The organism is Devosia sp. RR2S18, from assembly GCF_030177755.1.
Taxonomy (GTDB): Bacteria; Pseudomonadota; Alphaproteobacteria; order Rhizobiales; family Devosiaceae; genus Devosia; species Devosia rhizosphaerae.
This window is the reverse complement of record NZ_CP126539.1, coordinates 3,844,115-3,868,143: the sequence shown is the minus strand read 5'-3', so window position 1 is coordinate 3,868,143 and position 24,029 is coordinate 3,844,115. Positions and strand designations below refer to the sequence as shown.

At 58.9% G+C, this 24,029-nt stretch carries 20 protein-coding genes; 5 read left to right on the top strand and 15 right to left on the bottom strand.

All coding sequences use genetic code 11. The annotated features are described in order from the left end of the window. From QOV41_RS19170 to QOV41_RS19130, 9 genes are all read right to left on the bottom strand, one after another. On the bottom strand, positions 1-948 hold the full coding sequence (locus QOV41_RS19170) for a LysR family transcriptional regulator (protein WP_284578565.1): 948 nt from the start codon (positions 946-948) through the stop codon (positions 1-3). Between the two features lie 21 nt (positions 949-969). Next, positions 970-2,400 (bottom strand): aminobutyraldehyde dehydrogenase, encoded by a 1,431-nt coding sequence (locus QOV41_RS19165; protein ID WP_284578562.1) that lies wholly within the window; start codon positions 2,398-2,400, stop codon positions 970-972. Continuing rightward, positions 2,397-3,464, bottom strand: coding sequence for an ABC transporter ATP-binding protein (locus QOV41_RS19160; protein ID WP_284578559.1), 1,068 nt, complete (start codon positions 3,462-3,464; stop codon positions 2,397-2,399). The genes QOV41_RS19165 and QOV41_RS19160 overlap by 4 nt, the downstream gene beginning before the upstream one ends. Further along, the gene (locus QOV41_RS19155; RefSeq protein WP_284578558.1) at positions 3,461-4,264 is read right to left on the bottom strand and encodes an ABC transporter permease; all 804 of its coding nucleotides are present in this window, start codon (positions 4,262-4,264) and stop codon (positions 3,461-3,463) included. The genes QOV41_RS19160 and QOV41_RS19155 overlap by 4 nt, the downstream gene beginning before the upstream one ends. Beyond that, a complete protein-coding gene (locus QOV41_RS19150) occupies positions 4,257-5,078 on the bottom strand; it encodes an ABC transporter permease (protein ID WP_284578557.1) in 822 nt (273 codons plus the stop codon). Before QOV41_RS19150 ends, QOV41_RS19155 begins: the two co-directional genes overlap by 8 nt. A 277-nt stretch (positions 5,079-5,355) precedes the next feature. Next, a complete protein-coding gene (locus tag QOV41_RS19145) occupies positions 5,356-6,390 on the bottom strand; it encodes an ABC transporter substrate-binding protein (protein WP_284578556.1) in 1,035 nt (344 codons plus the stop codon). Between the two features lie 57 nt (positions 6,391-6,447). After that, on the bottom strand, positions 6,448-6,924 hold the full coding sequence (locus QOV41_RS19140; RefSeq protein ID WP_284578554.1) for a DUF3830 family protein: 477 nt from the start codon (positions 6,922-6,924) through the stop codon (positions 6,448-6,450). 92 nt (positions 6,925-7,016) lie between these two features. Beyond that, positions 7,017-7,763, bottom strand: a complete 747-nt coding sequence (locus QOV41_RS19135; protein WP_284578553.1) for a gamma-glutamyl-gamma-aminobutyrate hydrolase family protein — start codon at positions 7,761-7,763, stop codon at positions 7,017-7,019. 156 nt (positions 7,764-7,919) lie between these two features. Next, a complete protein-coding gene (locus QOV41_RS19130; RefSeq protein ID WP_284578551.1) occupies positions 7,920-8,810 on the bottom strand; it encodes a LysR substrate-binding domain-containing protein in 891 nt (296 codons plus the stop codon). Positions 8,811-8,915: 105 nt separating this feature from the next. Here QOV41_RS19130 and gabT point away from each other — a divergent pair, with 105 nt between their 5' ends. From gabT to QOV41_RS19840, 3 genes are all read left to right on the top strand, one after another. After that, on the top strand, positions 8,916-10,223 hold the full coding sequence (gabT, locus tag QOV41_RS19125; RefSeq protein ID WP_284581382.1) for a 4-aminobutyrate--2-oxoglutarate transaminase: 1,308 nt from the start codon (positions 8,916-8,918) through the stop codon (positions 10,221-10,223). Beyond that, the gene (locus QOV41_RS19120; protein ID WP_284578550.1) at positions 10,207-11,664 is read left to right on the top strand and encodes an NAD-dependent succinate-semialdehyde dehydrogenase; all 1,458 of its coding nucleotides are present in this window, start codon (positions 10,207-10,209) and stop codon (positions 11,662-11,664) included. The genes gabT and QOV41_RS19120 overlap by 17 nt, the downstream gene beginning before the upstream one ends. A gap of 101 nt (positions 11,665-11,765) precedes the next feature. Then, complete coding sequence (locus tag QOV41_RS19840; protein WP_350150218.1) at positions 11,766-12,206, top strand: cupin domain-containing protein; 441 nt, start codon at positions 11,766-11,768, stop codon at positions 12,204-12,206. Between the two features lie 226 nt (positions 12,207-12,432). Here the strand turns inward: QOV41_RS19840 and QOV41_RS19115 are convergent. Both QOV41_RS19115 and QOV41_RS19110 read right to left on the bottom strand, forming a co-directional pair. Next, positions 12,433-13,559 (bottom strand): IS3 family transposase gene (locus QOV41_RS19115; RefSeq protein WP_415926715.1). Its coding sequence is split into 2 segments (ribosomal slippage): positions 12,433-13,319 and positions 13,319-13,559, totalling 1,128 coding nucleotides; the frame shifts between segments, so codons are not numbered across the junction. A 315-nt stretch (positions 13,560-13,874) separates the two neighbouring features. Next, complete coding sequence (locus QOV41_RS19110) at positions 13,875-14,702, bottom strand: TlpA family protein disulfide reductase (RefSeq protein WP_284578549.1); 828 nt, start codon at positions 14,700-14,702, stop codon at positions 13,875-13,877. Between the two features lie 89 nt (positions 14,703-14,791). Between QOV41_RS19110 and QOV41_RS19105 the strand changes: the two genes are divergently transcribed. Beyond that, complete coding sequence (locus QOV41_RS19105) at positions 14,792-15,634, top strand: LysR family transcriptional regulator (protein WP_284578548.1); 843 nt, start codon at positions 14,792-14,794, stop codon at positions 15,632-15,634. A gap of 93 nt (positions 15,635-15,727) precedes the next feature. On the opposite strand, the gene QOV41_RS19100 is transcribed toward QOV41_RS19105, so the two are convergent. From QOV41_RS19100 to pobA, 3 genes are all read right to left on the bottom strand, one after another. After that, positions 15,728-18,625 (bottom strand): PAS domain S-box protein, encoded by a 2,898-nt coding sequence (locus tag QOV41_RS19100; RefSeq protein WP_284578546.1) that lies wholly within the window; start codon positions 18,623-18,625, stop codon positions 15,728-15,730. A gap of 372 nt (positions 18,626-18,997) precedes the next feature. Next, entirely contained in the window at positions 18,998-20,221 is a 1,224-nt protein-coding gene (locus QOV41_RS19095; protein WP_284578545.1) for a GGDEF domain-containing protein, read from the bottom strand. A 684-nt stretch (positions 20,222-20,905) separates the two neighbouring features. Next, a complete protein-coding gene (gene pobA / locus QOV41_RS19090; RefSeq protein ID WP_284581381.1) occupies positions 20,906-22,063 on the bottom strand; it encodes a 4-hydroxybenzoate 3-monooxygenase in 1,158 nt (385 codons plus the stop codon). Positions 22,064-22,137: 74 nt separating this feature from the next. On the opposite strand from pobA, the gene QOV41_RS19085 reads away from it, so the two are divergent. Next, entirely contained in the window at positions 22,138-23,028 is an 891-nt protein-coding gene (locus QOV41_RS19085) for a helix-turn-helix domain-containing protein (protein ID WP_284578543.1), read from the top strand. Here QOV41_RS19085 and pcaQ read toward each other — a convergent pair. Then, positions 23,025-23,936, bottom strand: coding sequence for a pca operon transcription factor PcaQ (gene pcaQ / locus QOV41_RS19080; RefSeq protein WP_284578541.1), 912 nt, complete (start codon positions 23,934-23,936; stop codon positions 23,025-23,027). The two genes, QOV41_RS19085 and pcaQ, sit on opposite strands and share 4 nt — an antisense overlap. Between the last annotated feature and the right edge of the window lie 93 nt (positions 23,937-24,029).

Below are 24,029 nucleotides of genomic sequence, written 5' to 3'. Positions count from 1 at the left end.
TCAATTCAGCCAGGCCATGTTCGGATCCACACTGGCACAAAAGCGTGCCGCATTCAGCCGCGCCTGTTCCACGACGCGGCGAACCAGCTCAACTTCGCTTGCCGAATTGTAACTGCCGATGATGGGCATTGCGGGGAAGCGCTTGCTGACGTTGATCTGGTGTAAAAGTCCGAGCTTAAGTTCCCGTTTGATGGTGACCGTGGGAATAGCGCCAACACCGAAGCCGTCGATCAGCAAGTTGACGATGGAATACAGGGAATTTGAGCTCGTGAGTTTACTGGCCAGAACCTGCTCGTCTTGGAAGTAGGGAGCTATCATCCGGTAGGGTGGTGTATCTTTCGGGAAGGTGATGATGGGCATTCCCGCCAGATCGTCCACCGTATAGATGCGATCTGGATCGATGATTTTGGGTGACCCGGCCCATGTCATCTGTAGCACGCAGGCGGTGAAGCTGCGGAAACTATCACCGATGGCCGGATCAACTGCGAAAATCACGTCAAACTCGCCTCGATTGAGGCCCTCGATCAGGTGCTTGGTGCCTTCGATCGTCAGTTCAATCTTGAGCGTTGGAAATGCGGAGTGCAGATCCTCAACCAAGGGCGTCATCCAAGTCGAGGAAACGGAGTCGATGGCACCTATCCGCACGACCTTGGCGCCCAAGTCTGAATGATCCGAGAGCTCCCGTTTCAAGCCTTCGTAGTTGGCCAGGATGCTGCGGAAAGTGGCGAGGACCCGTTCTCCTTCGGAGGTCAGCGAAAAGGCTCGCCCAGTACGATGCATCAACTTGCAACCGAACTCCTGCTCGATAGCCGCCAGGCGGATCGATATAGCTGGTTGGGTTGTGTGCAGTTCCTCTGCCGCTCGGCCAAAATGCCGATGCCGGGCCAAAGCGACAAAGGTCGTCATGTCGAGGATGCGCATGGCGCTTCCTCTATCAGACTTGCTCATGTTCTGCAGGCTTTTCCTGGCTCAGGACGCTACCATAATGTGCCGCACCTGAGTGTAGTCCAGCAGTGACTGCATGGAGAGATCCGAACCGTAGCCGGAGTTCTTCATGCCGCCATGTGGCATCTCGGTAGCAAAAACACCATGCGTGTTGACCCAAGTCACGCCGTACTCAAGGCGGTTGGCTATGTTCATAGCCTGCGTTGCGTCGCGCGACCAAACCGAGGAGGCAAGCCCATATTCCGAGGCGTTCGCCCAACCAAGGGCAGTCTCCACCTCCTCGAAGGCCGTAATGGATACGACGGGGCCAAACACTTCCTTCTGGACGATTTCCGCTTCGAACGGTGCAGCCACCAAGGTGGGCTCACAGAAGTAGCCGCTGCCATCTATCGCGGTTCCACCCGTGACGATATCGGCACCACTCGCGCGAGCTCGCTCGACAAAGCCAAGCACGCGGTCGCGCTGTGCGGCGGTGATAAGGGGGCCGAACTCGACATCGTCGCGCCTGGGCTCCCCGTAGACCAGCGAGTCCATCATGCTGGAGAGCTTGTCAGTCAGGTCGCGCGCTATCGACTTATCCACAAAGATGCGGCAGGCGGCGGTGCAGTCCTGTCCCGCATTGTAGAAACTCGCCTCACGCAGGGTCTCGACCAGTTTATCGACATCGGCGTCCGCACAAACAATGACTGGTGCTTTACCACCAAGCTCGAGATGTGTGCGCTTTATGCTCTCGCCCGCCGCAGCCTTGAGGACGGCACGCCCGGTACGAATATCCCCGGTCAATGAAATCATGCGCACCAGAGGGTGGGTAATCAGCGTCTGTCCGACGGTCGGTCCATCGCCGCAAACCACGTTGACGACCCCTGGCGGCAGAAATTCTCCCAGAATTGATGCCAGCAATAGCAGACTGAGCGGCGTATTCTCCGAGGGTTTAATAACCACGCAATTTCCAGCGGCCACTGCTGGAGCGATCTTCCAGGCCGCCATCAAAAGCGGGTAATTCCAGGGAGCGATGGATGCGATTACGCCTATCGGGTCGCGCCGCAGCATGCTGGTGTGTCGGCTCGAACGATAACCGTCGGCAACTGTGCCCGGCACATTGCGAACCGCCGTGCCAAAGAAGCGGAACACATCGGCCACATTGGCCAACTCGCCGGCTTTGACATACCGCCATGGCTTGCCGGCGTTTATCGACTCGATATCGGCAAGCGCCTCGGCGCGCTGCTCGATTGCATCGGCAATACGCAGCAGAGCCAAGCTCCGCTCCTTGGGGGTGGTCTGGCTCCACCTGGCGAAAGCGGCATGAGCCGCATGCACCGCCTTGTTGATCTGTTCGGGATCTGCAGACGCCACCTCGGCCAGGAGTCCTCCCGTTGCTGGTTCACGGGCGGGCAGGTCAGAGCCCTGGCCGAGGATGTATTCGCCATTAATGAAGAGGCGGGTTTCGTAGGTCATGCTTGGCTTCCAGACGTTGCCGGGATTACGCGAATGCGGGCAGGTTCAATGCTCAATGACACCTCCTGCCCATCAGAGAATTCAATGTCGTTGCCGGTGAGCGCCCGGAGTGTCTCGCCGGCCAGCGTCATCACATAACGGTTGCGAGCACCCAAGAATACGCGGGTTCGCACCTTCGCGCGCGGCCCGATCCCGGCTTCGGTCAAGGTAAGATCCTCTTGTCTTAGCGCTACGGTCGCCCGCCCTCTCACCACAACCTCGTCTGGCAGAACCAGCTCTTGTCCGTCGGCGAAGCGTGCCAGCGGACTTCCTGCGCTTTCCACGATTTCGGCGGGCAGCAGGTTGGCCGAACCGATGAAATTAGACGCGAAGGCAGTAGCCGGCTGCCCGTAAATCTCCGCGGGCGTGCCTTCCTGCTCGACACGGCCCCCATTGAGCAGAACAATGCGGTCAGACAGACTGAGTGCCTCTTCCTGATCGTGCGTGACAAATATCGTGGTTAGCCCCAGACGTTGGTGGATTTCGATCAGCTCCACCTGCATGTCCTCCCGGAGGCGCGCATCGAGGTTGCTAAGCGGCTCGTCCAGCAGCAGCACCTTGGGTCGAGAAACGATCGCCCGGGCGAGGGCTACGCGCTGTTGCTGTCCGCCCGAAAGCTCGCGCGGCTTGCGTTCCGCAAGGTGTCCCAGCTGGACAGTCTCGAGCGCTCCTTTCACTTTGTCCGCCTGATCTTCCCGACTGCCAATGCCGCGCATACGCAGCGGAAACCGCACGTTCTCAGCCACGCTCAAATGGGGGAGCAGGGCATAGGATTGGAACATCATTGCAATGTCCCGTTTCTCGGGCGGGAGCGTGGTCATGTCGCGGCCGTCGATCTCGACCTGCCCGCCGCTTACGCCCTCAAGGCCTGCCACGATGCGCAGCAACGTGGTTTTGCCGCAGCCGGACGCCCCCAGCAAGGAGATGAATTCACCGGAGGCAATTTCCAGGGAGATGCCGTGCAGCACCTGCGTCTTGTTGAAGGATTTCCGGATGTCGGTAAGGCGCACATTTGCCATGGTCATGAACTCGCGAATTTGGTTAGCCCCAGCATGCGATCTATGATGGCGATCAGAGCAACTGTCAGAGCGATCATGATGGTGGAAACGGCAGCAACGGAGGGATCGGGAGAAAACTCCAACTGACCGTAGATTTGCACCGGCAGGGTTGTCAGGGTGGGGCCACGTAGAAAGAGCGAGAGGACGGCCTCGTCAAAGGAGATATTGAAGGCGAAGAAAGCCCCTGCAGCTAGACCGGGAAGGCATTGCGGTACGACTACGAACCACAGCCGCTGGAGACGGTTCGCTCCCATCGTGCGCGCCGCTTGCTCGAGATAGGGATCGGACTCGGACAGCACCGCTAACGTTGTCCGCACGACATAGGGCAAGGCGACAACCGTGTGGCTCAACGCCAGGACTGCAGGGGTTACCGGGCCGAAAGCCGCACTCCAGAACATCAGCATGCCAATCGCATAAATAATCGTGGGTAGTACCAGCGGCGACAGGAAGAGCGTTGCTAGCAATTCGGAAAATGGCAATTGGCGACGGTGAATGGCGATGGCGGCCGATCCGCCAATCAGAGTTGCCATTACCGTAACGAGGACAGCGATTTGCAGGCTGATCCAGCCGGCGCCCAGATAGGCATCGGACGACAGAACTTGCTGGTACCAACGTAGACTCAATCCGTCGGGCGGGAAGGCGATGAACTGACTTTCCGACACTGAAACGCCTACCACGACGATCAGTGGCGCCAACAGGAAAAGTGCCGTAAGCGCGACGAAGATCACACCAGCGGCGCGCAGGCCAAGCGGAATAGCCCTAACCATGCTTGGACCCCGTCAGCTTGATGTAGGGAATGAGCACCAGCAGGATGCCCGCGAACAGGATGACGGCTTGCGCTGCCGCGAAGGGCCAGTCAGGGGTTGCCGTTACCGAGCGGTAGATGGAGGCCGCGAGGACTTGGATACGGGTTCCGCCGAGCAGGTTTGGGGTCACAAAGGAACTGGCTGACAGGGTGAAGCACAGGAGCGAGCCGGCGACGATACCAGGCAGTGCAAGCGGCAGCACGACAGTGCGGATGGTCTGCAGAAACGAGCAGCCCATTGTTCGAGCGGCTTCCTCCAAGCGCCCATCCATCCGCGTCAGCACGCCCAGGATGGAGAGGGTCATGAACGGCAAGAGAACCTGCACCATGCCGATCACGATGGCGGTCTCGGTCTGCATCAGCGCGAAGTTCCGGCCTACAAAGCCCCAATCCCGAAGCAGTTCGGGGACTAGCCCACTGCGGCTGAGCAGGACCATCCATCCAAATGTACGTACGACCACGCTGGTCATCAGCGGCAGGATGACCATGACGACGAGCCAAAGGCGTAGCCGCGGACCCACTTTCGTCATGATGTAGGCGAGAGGAAAACCAATAGCTGCGCAGATCGCGGTTATGAGCAGAGACAAGCGCACGGTGCGCCACAGAATGCCGAGGTAATATGAATCCGACAAAAACCGTGCGAAGGGCTGCAGTGTCAAGCCTTCGGGACCGGAGAAACTCAACGCCAACATTTGGGCGATCGGCATGAAGAAGGCCAAGGCTAGCAGCAAAACCCCAGGAAGGGCTAGCAGCAGGTTTTCTGTACGGTCGTTCATCGGCTTAGGATGTCTCTCGAGCGGTTGCCGGCACTGTGGTTCACAAGTTGAAAAACATGGCGATGATCTCCGTCACCGGCCGAGATCCGCGTGGAACGGTCGCCGGCTGTTTGTCGGACAGAGATACAATTGCGGTTTTCGCGCACGCCCTCGCTGAGAAGATGAGGTTACTCGCCGGCGTCAGCTAGTGCATTGGAGCGCCCCCAGGTCAGCATTCCGGCCCGATAAGGCGGGGATGCAGAACGCCGGGAGCGCTCAGATTCAAGTGTGCTCAGCGCTACTGAGCGATGGCCTTGTTCCACTCCTCAACCCAGGTGGAGCGATTAGCTTCAATCACGGTTGGGTCGAAGCGCAGCAGTCCTGCAACTGCCTCTTCGCCATATGCAACGTCGGCTGCGACGTCTTCGGCCAGCTCGGTCTGGGAATTCGTCGGGGTATAGCGCAGCGCTTCAGCGAAGCAGGCCTGAGCATCCGCCGAAATTGTCAGATCGATAAACTCGAGGGCAAGTTCGGTGTTGGGTCGACCAGCGACAAGGTTTGCCGTGATAAAGCTGGCCGGCGTACCTTCCTCTCCTTGGGTGAACCTGGTGGGTAGGCCCGCATTGCGGAGGGTGTAGGCGTAGTCCGAAGCATATGGGGCAATCCAGGCGTCGTTCTGTGCGAACTCCTGCTGAATTTCGGGGGAAGTGGAGACGATCAGAGCGCCGGCGTCAAGCAGCTGACCTACCGCATCAAGGCCTGGCTGAATGTTGTTCAGATCACCACCCTGCACCTGATTGAGCATCAGGAAGCCCAGCATGCCATAGCCGTTGGAAATGTCCGTAAGCACCAGGTGCTCGGCATAGTCCGGGTTCATAAGGTCAGTCCACTTTGTCGGAGCAGTGGTTATTGCCTCGCTATTGTAGACCAGACCAATGGCCGCGATCGAGTAGGCCGGTCCTTCGCCCTCGGACAAGTTGGCCTTAGCGAAGTCATAGAGATCCCCGGCATTGCTCAATGCAGCCGCGTCAATCGGAGACAGCAGGCCCTCATCTGCTGCAACGATCTCCTGACCACCCGAGAAATGGATGACGTCGAACTGCGGCGCATCCTTTTGGGCGCGCAGCTGGGCAAAGGCATCCGCTGAATAGGCGGTGACGACGTTCACCGTGGCACCCGTCGCTTCTTCAAACGGGGTGATGACGCAGTTGCGATGGGCTTCTTCATAGGCGCCACCAAACGAGTTGATGGTGAGCGTATTGTCCTGCGCCATGGCTGTCGAGCCGAGGAGGGCCGAGAGGCCCAAAACGGCGGTGCTCAGTTTTGCTTTCATTTGACGTTCCCTTCCTGGTTGAACCGAAGCCGGACCCTTGGGTCCGGCAAAGTGATGTTAGGCGAGGCGACCGACTTCCACGGTCTTGGCGCCTTCGAGGCGGATCAGACGGCACTGCTCGGCCACGGCTTCAAGATTCTGCGTCATTTTGCCGAAATAGGTGCAGGGAATCCAACCCGTCGGACCAAATGTGCGTCCCCCAACGCCGTAGAACATGCCAATTTCCCAAAACTCGGTGGGGTCAATCTTGAAGAAGTTCTTGGGCTGGTAGAACCAGAGCAACTCGCCTGGTTCTGGAAGAACCGTCTGGTTCTCCGGGGGAAGTGCTGTGGGATCGAAATTGCGGTGCGTCTCGGGAAGGCCCATCATGATTTCAGGCCCCGAGAACATCGCATGTGTCGCCTTCCACTGGATCGGCGTTTCAAGCGCACCCCAGAGGGCTTCGCAGGTCTTGGGAGCGTTGTCCCAATAAAGCGTGATGATGCCCTGCACGTTGGCATCGACGAATTTGAGATAGAACTTTTTGTCGGACATGATCGCCATGGCTTGAGTTGATGCATCAATCAAAGCCGTTGCCGCGAGCCTGTCCAATTCCGAATTGCAATTTTAGCGATAAGGAAGTTTTATCAAAAATGCCCTAGCCGAGCGATCCGACCCACTTCTTCCCAGAAGAGGAGATCATGGGCACGTCCTTCGGGGCGCCATTCGGGGTGCCATTGTACGGCCAGGAGCGAGGGTGCGCCGGGAGCTGACGAGATGGCTTCCACCACGCCGTCCTCGGCTGTCGCGTTCACGACGAGACCTGCCCCGAGTGTGCCCACTGTCTGGTAGTGCACACTGTTGATGCGAAGTGGTTCGTCCCCGAGGAGAACAGCCAAAGGTGTTCCCGGGACCGGTGTGGCGATATGGGCGTGCCCAAACATCGCATCGAGGTCAGCGCCGTCGGGAGCATGATGAAGCAGGTCCTGCATGCTTGAGTCCCGCTGGTCCATCAGGGTCCCACCAAGCGCGACATTTATTTCCTGCAACCCCCGGCAGATTCCAAAGACGGGCTTGCCTGCTTTCAATGCGGCCGAAACAAGCGCGTCAGTCATGGCGTCTCGCCTGCGGTCGAAGGGCGAGCGTCCACTGTTTGCACCATACCGTGCCGGTTCGATGTTGGAATTGCTGCCGGTCAACAGAATTGCATCGAGACGCGCCACCAGCGCCTCGGCATCCTGGGTTGCCTCGAGACCAGGGCAGATCACGGGCACGGCATGGGCGTAGCGCGCCACTGCATCCGCATAACGGGTTTTGACAATGTAGGCTTCTTCGCCCTCCACTGAACGTGTGCAGGAGATCACCCCGATCAGGGGTTTGGTGTTATTGTGCATGGAAGAACAGGACGCTGCTTTGAAAGGGCTCACCAAAGCTTGGCGTCGACTGCGGGTTCGTCAAGACGGTAAGTCTCAGAAAAGATCGATGCCCGGAAGGCTGCGCGTCCTGGAGATTGGTTAGGCATTGCGTCGCGGCAGCCAGATGGGTGCCGCTTAGTCCTCAGCCAGATTGTCGGCCAGCCACGCTTCGAACTGTGCCAGAATTCTCTTGCCTCGCCTTTGGGGCGCAATCATCAGGTAGTATCCGCCTAGCCGCACCTGGCTCTCGAGAATTTCCACAAGCCGCCCCTCATCGATCTCGGAACCGGCTGTCAGCCGGGTGACGAGGGCAATCCCTTGGCCGGCCAGGGCTGCATCAAAGCCCAGGTTCGCGTCCCATAGCCGGGGTCCCTTCAACTCATCAGTGAGCCGGTGCCGCATCGCATCGAACCAGTCGGTCCATTGCTGCTTGCTCTCTTCATGGATCAGCGGCGCACGCGCGAGCGCGGCCAAATCATCGGGGGCCCCGTGCTGCGCGATCCAGATAGGGCTCGCCACTGGAAACATGCGCGGCTGGATCAGCTTGCGCGAGTTCTCGGGTATCGCATCGGCACTGCCAAACCCGATCATCAGGTCAGCCTCGCCGCTGGAAAAGTCGGGTAGACGGTCAATCGCGCGCAAGCTGATATCAACCGGCCCCAGAGCTGCTTCCATTACCGCCAAGCGTGGTGTCATCCAACGGGTGGCAAGGCCCGGCATGCACCAGATTCTCAGCGCAGTCCGTGGGTGTGCCGGTCGCAATTCGGCGGCGGAATTGCCGATGATCCTGAACGCCCGCTCCACCGCACCAAACAAGACCTGCCCCGAGGCTGTCAGCACCACGCCCCGCGGCGTCGTCTCCACCAGCTTTTGCCCCATCCAATGTTCAAGATTGTGCACGTGGCGACCAACGACCGTGTGACTGACACCTATGTCGGCTGCCGCTTTTCGCATCCCTCCGGTGCGCCCGACGGCTTCGAACGCGCGCAGCATAGTCAGTGGCGGCAGTTTGGGTGCATTACTCACGAGTGGAAGCTCTAGTGCACCACTGTGAACAATTCAATCTGCTACCAGCGCACCGTTGCGCCGAACTATCGTGTGGGAGATCAATTCGCCTTCGAGGTCACCATGATGTCTGCCAATCTCGCGCTTCAGATGCGCCGGGAAAATGCCCTTCCTCAGGGCCTCGCCAGCGCCTTCCCCGTCTATGCAGCGCGCGCCAGGAATGCTGAGCTATGGGACGTGGAGGGACGGCGGTACATCGATTTTGCCGGAGGAATAGCCGTTCTCAATACCGGACATTGCCACCCCAAAATCTTGGCGGCAGTTCGCGACCAGTTGGACGAGTTCAGTCATACGGCGTTTCAGGTGTTGCCATACGAGCCTTATGTCGCCTTATGCGAAAGGCTCAACACTCTGGCCCCGTTCACCGGTGCTGCCAAGTCGGTGCTCTTTTCAACCGGAGCGGAAGCTGTCGAAAACGCCATAAAGCTGGCTCGTGCCCACACCGGCCGTTTGGGCGTTGTCGCCTTCAGCGGAGGCTTTCATGGGCGTACCACGCTTACAATGGCGCTTACCGGCAAGGTCGCGCCCTATAAGCTCAAATTCGGCGTTGCGCCGCCGGCCATTTATCACCTCCCGTTTCCCGCCGAGACGCACGGCGTCACTCTAGCCGATACTCTGGGCGCGCTACAGACCCTGTTCCGCGCCGACATCGCACCGACCGACGTGGCGGCAATCATCATCGAACCGGTGCAGGGGGAGGGCGGTTTCCTGCCGGCTCCCGCCGAACTCTTGCAGGCGCTCAGGGCGATCTGCGATGACCATGGCATCGTGCTCATCGCAGATGAGGTACAGACCGGATTTGCCCGCACAGGCAAAATGTTCGGCATCGAGCATTCTGGTGTTGAGCCTGATCTCGTCACCATAGCGAAATCTCTGGCCGGCGGTTTTCCGCTCTCGGGCGTAATCGGCCGCTCCAGCATCATGGAGGCAGCGGCACCAGGCGGTTTGGGAGGCACCTATGCCGGCAGCCCCCTGGCCTGTGCTGCGGCGCTTGCCGTCCTTGATGTTATCGAAGAAGAGCAGCTTCTTGATCGTGCACAGGCCATTGGCGCCGCTATTCGAGGCAAGCTCGAAGCACTGCTGCGGCGCAATGACGTGGTATCGATCTCCGGCATCCGCGGACCAGGCGCCATGATTGCCTTTGATATCGTCGGCGAGCGAGGAGAGCCCGATATTGCGGGCACCAAGCGTGTCATCCAGCATGCACTGGACGAAGGGTTGGTGCTGCTGTCCTGCGGCATCCACGGCAACACCATCCGCATTCTCAATCCACTGACCATATCCGATGCCACGCTGAGTGAGGGGCTCGAAAAACTGGAGCGTGCGCTTGCCGCCGCGCTGGCAAGAAAGGAAAGCCATGCGTCCTCTTATTGATGCCGACCTGCTGCAGAACCAGAGCTACATAGGCGGCAGTTTTGTTGGTGAGCCCCGCCTTGCGGTGACCAATCCATCTACCGGGGAGTTGCTGGCCCAGGTTCCCGATGTCGGGAGCGCCGGAGCAGAGGAGGCGGTCGATGCCGCTGCCACCGCTTTGCCTGGCTGGGCGGGCACCACGGCAAAGAACCGGTCGGCATTGCTGCGCCGATGGTTCGATCTGATTGTCGGCAGCCGCACGGATCTGGCGACTGTTCTTACCAGCGAACAGGGCAAGCCCTTTGCCGAAGCGCTGGGGGAGATCGACTATGCAGCATCCTATGTCGAGTTTTACGCTGAAGAGGCCAAACGCATCTCTGGCGAGGTATTGGCGGCGCATCGCGCAGACGCACGCATCATGGTGTTGCGCCAGCCGGTCGGTGTGGTGGCTGCAATAACTCCGTGGAACTTCCCGGCAGCCATGGTAACGCGCAAGGTTGCGCCCGCCCTGGCGGCTGGATGTACTGTGGTGCTCAAGCCAGCTCCGGAAACTCCGCTGACCGCTCTTGCATTGGCAGAATTGGCGCGGCGTGCCGGCTTGCCAGCAGGGGTGCTCAATGTGGTGACCGGTGATGCCATTGCCATCGGGCAGGTGCTGACCACCCACCGAGACATAAGGTTGGTAGGGTTTACCGGATCCACCGAAGTCGGCAAGATCCTGATGCGACAAGCCGCCGGTACAGTCAAGAAAGTGGCACTTGAACTGGGCGGAAACGCACCCTTCATCGTATTCGAAGATGCCGACATCGAAGCGGCCGTGGAAGGTGCGATCGTTTCCAAGTTCCGGAACATGGGCCAGACTTGCGTCTGCACGAACCGTATTTATGTACACGACAGCGTGCACGACGCTTTTGTCGCCAGGCTGACTGACAGGATGCGCTCGCTCCAGGTCGGGGACGGCTTTGCTGAAGGGGTCATGCAAGGTCCGCTGGTGAACGAGGCGGCCGTCCAGAAGGTGGAGGCTCATATCGCCGATGCAGTTCAAAAGGGCGCTGCGGTCAAATTAGGCGGCAGGCGCCATCCTCGGGGCGGCACCTTCTTCGAGCCGACAGTGCTCACTGGGGTAACGGGCGAGATGACCTTGGCCCGAGAAGAAACATTTGGTCCTCTCGCTCCGGTGTTCAGGTTCATCGACGAGGATGAGGTGATCGTGGCAGCCAATGCGACAGACACCGGGCTTGCCGCCTACTTTTATTCGCAGAACGCCGCACGCCTGTTCCGCGTAATGGAGCGGCTCCAGTACGGCATGGTCGGCGTGAATACTGGGATGATCTCGACCGAACTTGCTCCCTTTGGTGGCATCAAGGAAAGCGGCAATTCCCGAGAAGGGTCCCAGTACGGCATCAACGAGTTTCTCGATATGAAATATGTATGCGTTGGGGGAGTTGGTTCTGCCAGCTGAGAGGGATGAGGGCGAGCGATGGGGTAGGGGCACGTTGCTAAAGGCGCTATGCTCGTTTTGCGCCTGTTTCCCATAGACTGCGAACCTGGATCGGATCGAAGATGCACAAGGGCAACATCAAAGATACTGGCACTGAGATCTTTGAGTGGGGCCAGATCAGGTGGCACCTCAGTGAGGCGGAAGTCAGCCTGGCCGCCGGTCAGATGGCGGTACTCCCGAACCAAGTGGACGACCTTCACTGTCATCCTGATGCGCTAGAACTCGCCTATGTTATTTCGGGGGAGGGTCAGCAAGTGATTGGAGACGCGGCTCCTTTCGCAATTGGACCAGGCGATATGTTCTGCGTGCCGCGGGGTGTTTCCCACTGCACCCGGAACACCGGGATCGGCAAGCTGGAGATCCTCGTAGTCCACTCGCCAGGCGGGGCTCACCAAAGGGTGCGCGCAAGAGCCGCCGCAGGCAGTTCTGCGGCGACCGCGGACCAACACAAAGTCTGGGCGGATGCAGCGAAGGAGGAGGTCAGTCACTGGTCGACATGGTAGCTACCAACGCTCTCGCGAGACCAGCAGCTGATCTCGGCTGAGGGAGTGTCGCGCGACCACATGCGTGAGGCTGAGGCGATCTTCGAACGACCACGTTATCCTGCGTCAGTACCACTGTTGCGATGTCAGTCCTTCTGCAAACTCAACTGGCGAATTCACCACCGCTGCCGATGACAGGCGAGCGCCTGTGTCTGAATAGCCCCGTGTTCTGTAGACACCTTCGGGGTTAGATTTGGTGCCGCCGTTCGAACTCGACGGGTGAGAGCATGCCGTTGCGGACGTGCTTTCGGGTGGGGTTGTAGAACATCTCAATGTAATCGAACACATCTTGGCGGGCTTCGTCCCGTGTCCGATAGGTCCGACGCCTGATCCTCTCGCGCTTGAGCAGGTTGAAGAAGCTTTCGGCCACAGCATTGTCATGGCAGTTGCCGCGCCGGCTCATCGAGTGAACCAGATTGTGGTGTCGCAGGAAGCTAGCCCAGTCCATGCTGGTGAACTGGGAGCCCTGATCGGAATGGACTAGCACCGTGTTCTGTGGCTTTCGGCGCCAGACAGCCATGTGCAGGGCCTGAAGGACGACCTCACTGGTCTGCCGGCTTTGTAGTGACCAGCCGACGACGCGGCGCGAGAACAGGTCGATGACCACGGCCAGATAGGCAAAGCCCTCCATGGTCTTGATATAGGTGATGTCGGTCACCCAGGCGGTGTCCGGCGCATCGACGTCGAACTGACGAGCCAGGGTATTGTCGACCACCACAGATGGCTTGCCTCCATAGGCACCAGGCCGGCGCCGGTAGCCGATCTGAGCCTTGATCCCGGCCAGTCTGGCCAGGCGCGCAACACGATTGGCGCAACTGGTCTCGCCCTGGTCCAGCAGGTCGTCATGCAGCTTGCGGTAGCCATAAACCTTGCCGCTCTGCTTCCAGGCCTCTTCGATCAGCTCGGTCTGGCGAATGTCTTCCCGCGCCCTTTTGCTCAAAGGGCTTTTGAGCCACGCATAATAGCCGCTGGGATGGATGGAAAGGCACCGGCACATGGTGCGCACACAGAACTGCTGGCGATGCTCGGCGACAAACGCGTACCTCACTTTGCATCCTTGGCGAAGTACGCGGCCGCTTTTTTTAGGATGTCGCGCTCCTCAGTGACCCGCGCCAGTTCTCGCTTAAGCTGCCGGATCTCATCGGCCTGATCCCCACCCTTGGAAACATCCGATGCATACTTCTTGCGCCACTCGTAGAGCGAATGAGCACTCACCCCCAGACGCTGCGACACCTCCGAAACGGGATACCCCCGCTCGGTGATCTGACGCACCGCGTCCCGCTTGAACTCGTCGCTGAAATTGCCTTTGCCCATGTAGGCCTCCTTGCCTCAAAATTAGGGAAGAAGGCGTCTACAAATCTAGGGGCTATTCAGTCTGAAGGGCGAAGGGGACGATGTTGCCAATCCATAAGCTGAACTGCACCCAGATCGCTGGAGCACCATATCGGGCCACACGGTACATTCTTGCCGCTCACGCGTTCGGCTCTGTTTGAGAGATGCGGCGGGTCCGTGAAGCCATCAGCGATGACTGAGAAGGGGTGGATTGCGGAACGGCAGCTTTTTGCTGGCTGATGACCTAAGCAGACACACCGGGCAGCTTGTTGTGCCAGGCTGAAGCAGGTATTTAGATTACAGCAGAAGAAAAATGGTTGCCCCCGCGACTGATCCGACCAGCATGATCGTCACCGCTGGCCCGCGGTAGTCCCGCGGCAAGAACGGCAAGAGCCTGCTGGCGCCTCCCATGACACCGAATGGCGGTACCGCCCGCCAGACGTCGCGAGCTACCTTTCGCCCCCCTCTTTGGACAACCGCAGGTAAGTGGCCAATCGCCTTCAGCAGTGGCCAGAGCATGGCCGAGCTCTTGCCTTTGCGCATACCCCGTCCAGCTAGCACCTGGGTAATAGCACTCTTCAAGCTGCGTGCGTCGTTAGCCCAATGCGCCCGAAACAGGAGTTGACCTTGGGGGGTAAGCAGATATGCGGAGTTCGGCTTGGGTCCCATGGCTCGGTGGAAGGTGCCTTCTATATCATCGATGGCCACCTCGAAGGCAAATCGATGATGTTGTCTCAGCTGCTCAGCGTGCTCTTCCTTTTCCCGGAGGGTTTTCGGTTGCGGTATGAGCTCGCCTGGATGAGCCTCGCGGGTGTTTACGACAACAAAGCGAATCTGGTCTCCGAATTCCATGTGCAGTCGGTTGAGAACTGGCCCGGAGCTCTCCGTCACGGGGCAGGTTAGCGAACCGAAAACCATCAAGACGGGCTTAGCTCCAAGGTCAGAGCTCTGAAAGCGTTCGCCTCCGACAACTGGAAGGTCAAACGCGGGTACCATATCACCAGGACCTGGATCGCTTCTCTTGAAGACCATGTCGTGAAGGATCAGCCCTGTGGTGAAAGTGTCGTACTGGTAGCGCTCATCCGAGCTGTAGTTCTTGTTGGCGACAAGTGTTGCTTGAGCCATTTGGCTGTTCTCCCGGCCATCGACACCAGGAACATGGATGTGCAATGCTGGAACCGCAATCGACTCCTAAGCACATCAAGTGAGCAAATTTGCACAAGAATCCTCTTCGCCATGATCTGTCGCTTCTGGCCGAGTTCAGAACTGCATCAACCTTCAGCCAAGTTGGGCAAAACCTGGGGATCGCCCATACGACGGTCTCTCGCAAGGTCCGGGACATGGAGGAGCACTTTGGCTCCAGCCTGTTGGAGAGGGTGGGCGACAAACTACGCTTAAGCGATGCGGGGGAGCGAGCTGCCGATGCTGCAGAGCGTATCGAGCAGGAATTAACGGCTCTTGAGCGTGGCATCTCTGGTCACGACGATACCTTGGCTGGGCGGATTGAGCTAACGACCGTTGACCTGCTGGCCGTTCGCTACATGCCCCAACTTGCAGTATTCAAGGAGCGCTACCCAGGGGTAGAGCTGCTCATCTCCACCGATGTGGACGTCAAAAGTCTCTCACGTAGAGAAGCTCAGGTGGCGTTAAGGCTCACCAACGCGCCCGAAGATTACCTATACGGGAGAGTCCTGGAGCGGCTTGATTTCTATGCCTATGCTGCAGGAACTCTCGCCGTCGACACACCGCTGACACGCATGCCTTGGCTCGACTACTCAAGCCATCCCTGCGCGTCACGCGCTGAAGACTGGATGCGCAGGCATGTCGCTGGAGCGAGAGCCTCCTCCTTCTTTACTACCCCATTGATGATGTTGAATGCGGTTCAGCAGCGCATAGGTGCCGGCATGTTGCCGAGCGTAGTCGCAGAACAAGACTCTGGGCTCCAAAGGCTCTCAGATGAACCGGCGTTTTCGCTAGATGTGTGGCTTCTGGCACCTAAGGAACTCAGGCGAACAGCACGAGTAAAGGCGTTGTTCGAATGTCTGGCACGAACCTAGCGGCAGTTCCGGAAGCAGCTTTCGTCAGGCTATCAACAGGACAGTAACGTCAGCGATGCGCTCGCCTCCTGTCCGCCTATCATCGAGAGGCGCTCAGTTGCTGCTCCCTGCAGGACTCATCAACGTAGCGAGGATCGTTTCCAGATCGGTGGTGCGAAAAGGCTTGGTGAGCCTAGGTATTTCAGGATCCATGCCTTCCACTTCTGCATAACCAGAGATGATCAGCACCGACAGTTTTGGTCTTTCAGGTTTCAGCTCTTGTATAAGCTGAGCGCCGGTTTTCCCGGGCATGAGGTGGTCGGTAACAAGGAGGTCCGGTTCGAGACCGCTCCGAACTAACTGCAGAGCCTCTGCGGCTGAGCCGGCCTCTTTCACCTCGTACCCGAGGTCCGACAGCATATCGGCCGTGCTCATGCGGACGACGTCCTCGTCATCAACCAAAAGCGCCAGGCCAACTCTTCCGGTCGCGTTAGCTGGTTCTGAGGGGGATGACTCGTACTGAACGCTCGCAGAAGCAGTGGGTAGCCACAGCGCGATAGTCGTGCCCTGACCGGGCGTGCTATTAATGGTCAGACCGCCTCCTAACTGGGCGGCAAGGCCGTGCACCATGGACAAGCCGAGCCCGGTACCCTTGCCAATGCCCTTCGTCGAAAAGAACGGCTCAATGGCGCGACGGCGGGTTTCCTCATCCATACCCGTCCCGGTGTCACTTACGCTCAGCCGAATATAGTCCCCGGAGTTGAGATTGGATGCATGTGGTTCACGCACCCGCTCACATTTGACCCCCAGGATGAGTTCGCCTCCATCGGGCATCGCGTCCCGTGCATTCACCGCCAAGTTCAGAAGCGCCATTTCGAGCTGGTTGTGATCGGCCCCGGCTGGGGGCATGTCTGGATCCACCTCCGTTCGAACGTCGATGGTAGGTCCGAGGGTGGAGCTGATTAGGCTCACCATGCCATTGACGAGACCCGCGACGTCCACAGCGGTTGTTTGCAGCGGTTGACGGCGGGCAAATGCCAGCAGCCGCTGCACAAGGGTCTTGGCTCTCTCAGTCGACTGTAGTGCCCCCTCGATCAGCCGCCGCTCCCGATCACTGCCGATTCCTCGACGCACCAACGTGTCCAGGGTGCCCATTATGGGAGTGAGGAGATTGTTGAAGTCGTGAGCGACGCCGCCTGTGAGTTGACCCATCGCTTCGAGCTTCTGGCTCTGGCGCAGCTGTTCCTGGGTATGCACAAGTTCTTGCTCACGAGCCCTGACCAGGCTCATGTCTCGGCCGACAGCGATGAAGTTCAAGCCGTCCGGCTCTGGTGCTACGGTCCACTCGATATGCTTCCAGCTGCCGTCCGACGCGGCTATGCGGTTCTCGAAGCGGCTTGGCTGTCCCGTTTTGGCCATGTGCGCAATGGCCTGCAGCGTTGCTGCAGCATCGTCCGGATGCATGAAGCTGGCATAGCCGCGCGCGAGCAGCTCGACCTCACTCCAGCCTAGCACCTGGATCCACGCAGGGCTGACTGCGGACATCATGCCGCTGTAATCGGCTCTTGCCAGCAAGTCCTGTGAGAGTTGCCAGAGCCGATCGCGCTCTGCTGAGCGCAAGGCAACCTGTTCTTCAAGGGTCTCGTTCAAAGCCCGAAGTTCTGCTTCCGCCTGGCGCCGATCCTCGATGTCCACGGAAGCGCCGAACCAACGGACGATTTGGCCGGATTGAGGTTCTCTAAACGGCTCCCCACGCACCAGGAACCAGCGGTACTCTCCAGTTTTCGACCGGATGCGGTGCTCGACAAGGAAGGTGGCGCCAGTGCGCCGCGCATGGTCAAAAGCGTTGATCGTTGCGGCCGCGTCGTCTGGATGAACGTGTTTAGCAGCTACATCTGCGGCAGTGGTCGGCTCATAGACGGCCCCAGTATAGTCGCTCCACTGCTTGTTGAAGAACTCGGTGCGGCCATCTGCGTCGGTGATCCACACGATCTGGGGTACTGCGTCAGCCACCAGCCGGAAGCGCGCCTCGCTTTTACGTAGGCCCTGCTCTGCCGCACGTATGGCGGCAGCTGCGTGTATGCGCTCCGCAACGTCCTTGAGAAAGGCAACTTGCTCACCAGTCCAGGTGCGGGGGGTAGCCGAATGGACAAAAAGCGTTGCAACAATTCGACCGTTGTCCATCACAGGCACGTCGACGAAGGCTGTCGTTCTGATGGCTCGGAAGGCCTCAGCCTTGGCGGCAGTTCGCGGATCAGTGTTCACGTCGCCGATGGCGACAGTCTCACCATCCACAAGATTGCGTATGTAGGTGCCGTAGTCAGCAAAGCGGCGATGTCCGGCTAGATCCGCAAACCCTGGCGAGGACCAGTTGCGCTCGACGAAGATAGTCCTTGCACCCGCATCTACCACTCCATAACCCACCCGTGTGACGGCTAGTACCTCACCCAGGAGTTCTGAAGCGGCGAAGGATACGGTGCTGGTGTCCGAGGCATTGCGAAGTCTACCATCAAGCTCCAGCAGGGCATTGCGCCGGATCGCAGCTAAGTACTGGTTGGTAGTCTCAGACACCGCACAGAACACGCCGGCAACTCGCCCGCTCTCGTCCCGGACAGGAGAGTAAGAAAAGGTGAACCACGCCTCCTCATCGCGTCCATGGCGATTGACCAGGAGAGGCAAGTCTTCATGGTAGGTTGCATGGCCAGCAAGAGCCGCCTCGATCATAGGAGAGATGTCGTTCCAAATTTCTGGCCAGACTTCATGGAAGCGTCGGCCCATGGCATCGGGGTGCTTGGCACCCAGGATCTGGGCATAGGCGTCATTATAGAGAAACCCCAAATCGTCTCCCCAGGCGACAAACATTGGGAAGCGCGAGTTCAGCAGCAAACCGACGACGGAGCGCAGCGACTGTGGCCAGTCTGCAGGTGCGCCGAGTGGTGATGAGTTCCAATCAAGGGTTCGCATCAAGGCGCCGGCCGCGCCACCTTCGGATAGAAAGTCTAGAGAGGTCACAGCTCGCTCAGTCCTTACGTGCAGGCGCACGCTGGCAGGGCCGCACAACGCCGGAGAAGCGAAAGCCATGTCTGGGCCTTCGCCTAGTATGAAGCCTCATGATGCCAGTTTCTTGTGACCGAGGCCACCGCGTCGGCCTAACTGCCAATCGGCTACCGTCAGCTGTGCCTTTGAACAGCAGCGACATGACTGCTCTAGGGCGAGTCGTCGAAGCCGATAAACGGCAGTGACGGGGTCGCGAGCTGCCGCTGCCTTCATTGCAGATCAGTGGCAGCTATCTCGAACGTGTCGCCCGAAACCTGCTATTCCGCAAAGGGCCCCAAATCTGCTGTTGCATTGACCTGCGTCGCCCGACTGCGGACCTGCTATGAACTAGGCCACCTGGTCTTCGATAATTTCCAAACTCGTCATGGAATCGACAACCATGTTGCGTCCTTTACTCTTGGCTGCATACAGAGCTAGATCGGCAGCGTGCAGTAACTCTTCCGGCGACTGCGTCAGAACCTCTCGCGACGCTGCCACTCCGATGCTCACGGTGACCCATGGACCAACTGAGGATCTTGGATTCTGTAATTGCCCTGCTTCGATTTTGGACCTGATTGCCTCCGCGACCTCCAGCGCCTGACCGGCAGCCTCGCCGGCCAGGATCACCAGGAACTCCTCGCCACCGTAGCGGCATGCGTAAGATAAGTGCGACGGCATTGATCCTCGAATCATCTGCGACACTTCGGCCAGGCATCTGTCGCCCTCGGCATGCCCAAGTTCATCATTGAGCGCTTTGAAGCAGTCGATATCGCACATCAGCATGGCGAGCCCACCGCCTGAGGCTGACGGGGACCTCATTCTGTCCAGCACGTCCTCAAGGTCGCGTCTGTTGGGCAACTTGGTGAGGGCATCAGTCCGGGAGAGCGTGTCGAGCTTCTCGTTAGCGCGCGCGAGTTCATCAACACGCTGGGCATCCCGAAGCTCGAGAAGAAAGGTGCGGTGCGCCAGAATCGTCATGGTACGACGGGCGACCACCGTGGCGGTTACCCCGCTGGCGAAGAACAGAAACGCTGACAGGGCGCTTGATGTACTCACTTCGCGATTGCCGAGCTGAAAGGCCAAATAGAGGACAAGGGCAAATGCTGCGATGGCCTGCGTGGCACCGGCGGGCACGTTGAAAATGATGATGCCTGCCACCGCGACGAACAGCATGATGCTGAGATACCGCTCGTAGAATTCCCCTCCCGCTGCCGCTCCCATCAGACATACGGACAGCAGGATCGCTGCCATTCCAGCCACCAAGCTGCCATTCAAGAGCAGGTCCGAGCGTTGGCGGTTCCATGCCGCGTAAACAGCCAAGGCAGAAGGAGGGATGATCAGGGAAGGGGGGAGCATCGGGAATGCTGCTTCAACCGGAAGCAGCAGGATGTTCGTGCCCATCGCCAAGGCGTCGAGCAGAATGACCCACAGCATCCAGGACCGGACGATCTTGGCCGTCTGCTTGAAAGAGCGGTCCCGAAAGCGTCCGGCAAGTGCACCAGTTAGCGTGATATCTCGGGTTCTTCCCGAAAGTAGGCGTTCAACCTCGCCGCTCAGAGCTTGTTTATACATGCCTGCGCCTGTCGTCTGGCCTGGCACAAAAAGTCAGGCTCGCCATTAAGTGGACCAGCGGAATTAATGCTGCGTGAATTGCAGGGGAGGATATTCACCCATTCTCAGCTGAGCTCCGGAGACACGACTGCTGCAGCGGTTCCTTGGCAGATGAGGACCAGCATACGATCGAGATGCGGTCCGCTGAGGGAAGGAGTCACCAACAACATCAAGTAGACTCGTCCTAGCCAGAAAAGGCTTAGAAGCGGAGTAGCAGACCCACTAAAGGTGGAGTCTGCGTTCTCTGCCCGGACGCTATCGCGCACGCTTAAGCGTCGAAACAACTTGGTCGTAGAACGCCTGTCCTGCGTCCGCCGGTGATGGCTGACCAAAAGCAACTTCTTGGCTTTTCGTCTTCAAAGCTACCTCGATCTCACCAGCTGCGGCGGGAGGGGTAGGTGGCACTTCACCCGCAATGGCGCCCAACTCCGATAAGTACTTGACCGCCATCCGGCTCCGCTCGTCACGCGTCTCAGTTCGACTGGAGGTACCACTCTTGGGTTTGCGCTATTCTTTTCCATTGCCAACGATGTCCCCTTCCACATCGGTCTTGAGCCGACGAATCTCTGCTTCAAGGTCGGAACCGAGAAGCGTTGCGTCTCAAGCGGGGTCCCCGACACCCTCATCCCATTCGAGCACGTCCCGCTAGAACGGCAATCCTGTATAGTTCTCCGCCAGGCTCTGTTGAGCGGCTCGTGATGTCTTCAGATAGTCGAACTCAGCACGTTGCATGCGCTTGCCGAATGCCCCGGTCTCCGGGAAAACGTGCAGCAAGCTCGTCATCCACCAGCTAAAGCGTTCTGCCTTCCAGATGCGCTCGAGAGCGCGATGAGAATAAGAGTTCAGGCCAGCACCGGAGCGCTCGCGGTAGTGCTCGATGAATGCGTCAGCCAGATACGAGACGTCGCTCATTGCCAAGTTCAGCCCCTTGGCGCCAGTCGGTGGAACGATGTGCGCTGCATCGCCTGCAAGAAACAAAGAACCGAAACGCAGGGGCTCCGCCACGAAGCTGCGTAGCGGGGCGATTGACTTTTCGATCGATGGTCCCGTTTGCAGAGCCTCTGCAGTGGAGGGGTTCAAACGGCGGCGGAGCTCATCCCAAAAACGGTCATCGGACCACTCGGCAACAGCTTCGTCGGCGGGGACCTGCACGTAGTACCGACTCCTTGTCGGCGACCGTTGCGAGCACAAGGCGAAGCCCCGCTCGTGTTGCGCGTAGATAAGCTCATCGGCTACCGGAGGTTTGTCGACAAGAACTCCGAGCCAGCCGAACGGATAGATGCGTTCGTATGTGGTAAGTGCCTCTTGCGGAACACTGCTTCTAGAGATGCCGTGATAGCCGTCGCACCCCGCTATGAAGTCGCAGTCGATGCGGTGGGTCGCGCCGTCCTTCTTGTAGGTGACCCAAGATCGGCCATCCAGGTCGTGGAGTTCCACGTCATCAGCTTCGTAGATATACATCGCGCCGCCAGCGGCCATGAGATCGCGCGTCAGCTCCGTCTGTCCATAGACCAACACCTGGCGATTGACCAACGATGCGAAGTCAATCCGATGCTGATCACCGCCAAAGCTTAACTCCACACCGCGGTGAACCAGTCCCTCCGCATGCATCCGCAATCCAACCTGAACACGGTCCATGAGGTCCATCGTGCCCTGCTCGAGGACTCCGGCCCGTATGCGACCTAAGACGTAAGCCGCGCTTTTTCGCTCGAGAACCACGCTCTCAACGCCCTCCAGCCATAGTAGACGCGCCAACATCAGACCTGCCGGTCCCGCACCTACGATCACGACTTGAGTCCGCATCCCTTCACACTCCCTGTTCCATTCAGAATGACCGGCAGACACGTCCATCGCCAATGGACAGCCGGGACAATGTGTTGGACAATCCGAACATGATTCAGATCCCGACCTACGCCCTGTACGGGGAGCCAAGTGGGCAGGGTGCTCAGGAGTGGCTGCATTGGGAGCCCATTCAATCTCGAAGCCGTGTGCACGCCTATAAAATCGCACCACATCGGCACGAACAGTTCTTCCAGGTGCTGCATATCGCAGGTGGCAGTGCGAGCGTCACGATCGATGGGGCAGCGTGGGAAATGCAGGCGCCCGCAGTTGTGGTTGTGCCCGCCCTCTGCGTTCATGCGTTCAAATTCAGTTCCGATATTGATGGGGTCGTACTTACGCTGATGCAGCGAGACTTGACCGCTACCGGAGCGGGCGAGCTGCAGCCGGGGATCGCTCCGGCCGAGGCTTCTGTAACTCAAGCCATATACAGCCTCATTGCCGAAGCGGACAGGCCGGCTGATGCGCACCTGGTGGCAATGCCTGCATTGATCACGCTGCTTGCGGTCGCACTGCGCCGGGTCATGAAAGGCTCTGCTTCTGCACCGGCGGGTGGCGGCCGGTATCAGTCCCATGCGCACGCCTTCCGGGATCTTGTCGAACTGCGCTTCCGCGAGACCCGGAGGATCGGTGAGTACGCGTCAGCCCTGGGGATCAGCACCAACCATCTTAACCGGGTCACTCAGAGAGTCTTTGGTAGCTCTGCGCTGGGTGTCATCGAGCATCGGGTAGTGCTTGAGGCCCGGCGTCTCCTGCTGTTCTCGACCCAATCGGTTAAGCAAATTGGTTCCGACCTCGGCTATGAAGATCCTGCCTACTTCTCAAGGTTTGTGACACGAGTGCTGGGTACGCCGCCAAGTGAGTTCAGGCGAGCCGGAGGAAGAATGCGTCTGTTTCACCAGGTGGGAAACCCTGGTGATTTGGATTAGCGCAGGCCTGCGGCAACGCTCCGCACCGCTTGCATGAATGCAAGGGTGTCAATTGCCGGCGTCGTCTCCGTTCGGGTCGTGAAGCCAACCGGACCGAGCGTTTCGTTGGTATCGACCGGAAGCAATGCGAGTTGCCCCTCTTCGACGTCCTTTGCCACCACTCCTTCCGATATGATCCATATTGCGTCGGTCTGGCGGACGTAAGCTCGGCCGAAGGCGTTTGAGACTGTCTCGACCTCATCACGGAAGTGTCCAATGCCATGCGCGATCAGCATTCGTTCCACCGTCCGCCGAATTACGGAGTCGGGGGTTGGCATCAGAACCTGATAGGCTTCGATCATTGGGAGATTGAAGTTGCGGTCGGCAAGCAGCGGGTGCCCCGCTCGCACCGCCATGACGATCCGCTCAGAGTAGAGATGCTCGAAGGAGAAACCGAGCATGGCGTCCGGCTCGGTCATTCTCCCGATCACGAGATCAACTTCGCCAGTACGAAGGAGTGATAGCAGGTGTGCATTCGGTCCGGTGATGATGCGAGTGTGCGCCTTCTGAGCTTGCCTCGAGAACGTCTCCACGGCAGTAGGCAAAATCCGGGCAGACACGGTTGGCAGAGCTCCCACTTTCACGACTGCGTTAGTGCTGATCCCGCCTGCAGCCTCAATCCCCTGACGCAGTGCCGCGTGGCTGGTGCCTGCGTAGCGGAGGAATACCTCCCCGACCGGGGTTAGGAACAAGTTCCGCCGGCTGCGGTCGAACAGCGGCGTTTCCAGTACCTGTTCAAGTTCTTGAATGGTTTTCGAGACTGCGGGCTGGCTGATGTTGAGCACCTCCGCGGCTCTAACGACACTCTGAAGTCTTGCGACCTCAAGGAAGCAAGAAATGTGGCGTAGCTTGATGCGTGGATCGATCATGCGATGAGAAGGCAGCTCGGTTCTCCGGTTATGTATATAGTCGATGCCGTCCGATAGGTGCACTGGGTCGGCTCATCGCATAACTTGGCAGTT

What these genes read in the sequence shown, in the direction of transcription:
- pcaQ (WP_284578541.1), bottom strand. Translation starts at nt 23,936, where the DNA reads ATGATCGATCCACGCATCAAGCTACGCCACATTTCTTGCTTCCTTGAG.
- QOV41_RS19135 (WP_284578553.1), bottom strand. Translation starts at nt 7,763, where the DNA reads ATGCACAATAACACCAAACCCCTGATCGGGGTGATCTCCTGCACACGT.
- gabT (WP_284581382.1), top strand. Translation starts at nt 8,916, where the DNA reads ATGTCTGCCAATCTCGCGCTTCAGATGCGCCGGGAAAATGCCCTTCCT.
- QOV41_RS19120 (WP_284578550.1), top strand. Translation starts at nt 10,207, where the DNA reads ATGCGTCCTCTTATTGATGCCGACCTGCTGCAGAACCAGAGCTACATA.
- QOV41_RS19150 (WP_284578557.1), bottom strand. Translation starts at nt 5,078, where the DNA reads ATGAACGACCGTACAGAAAACCTGCTGCTAGCCCTTCCTGGGGTTTTG.
- QOV41_RS19145 (WP_284578556.1), bottom strand. Translation starts at nt 6,390, where the DNA reads ATGAAAGCAAAACTGAGCACCGCCGTTTTGGGCCTCTCGGCCCTCCTC.
- QOV41_RS19165 (WP_284578562.1), bottom strand. Translation starts at nt 2,400, where the DNA reads ATGACCTACGAAACCCGCCTCTTCATTAATGGCGAATACATCCTCGGC.
- QOV41_RS19140 (WP_284578554.1), bottom strand. Translation starts at nt 6,924, where the DNA reads ATGTCCGACAAAAAGTTCTATCTCAAATTCGTCGATGCCAACGTGCAG.
- QOV41_RS19110 (WP_284578549.1), bottom strand. Translation starts at nt 14,702, where the DNA reads ATGGCTCAAGCAACACTTGTCGCCAACAAGAACTACAGCTCGGATGAG.
- QOV41_RS19840 (WP_350150218.1), top strand. Translation starts at nt 11,766, where the DNA reads ATGCACAAGGGCAACATCAAAGATACTGGCACTGAGATCTTTGAGTGG.
- pobA (WP_284581381.1), bottom strand. Translation starts at nt 22,063, where the DNA reads ATGCGGACTCAAGTCGTGATCGTAGGTGCGGGACCGGCAGGTCTGATG.
- QOV41_RS19155 (WP_284578558.1), bottom strand. Translation starts at nt 4,264, where the DNA reads ATGGTTAGGGCTATTCCGCTTGGCCTGCGCGCCGCTGGTGTGATCTTC.
- QOV41_RS19095 (WP_284578545.1), bottom strand. Translation starts at nt 20,221, where the DNA reads ATGTATAAACAAGCTCTGAGCGGCGAGGTTGAACGCCTACTTTCGGGA.
- QOV41_RS19160 (WP_284578559.1), bottom strand. Translation starts at nt 3,464, where the DNA reads ATGACCATGGCAAATGTGCGCCTTACCGACATCCGGAAATCCTTCAAC.
- QOV41_RS19170 (WP_284578565.1), bottom strand. Translation starts at nt 948, where the DNA reads ATGAGCAAGTCTGATAGAGGAAGCGCCATGCGCATCCTCGACATGACG.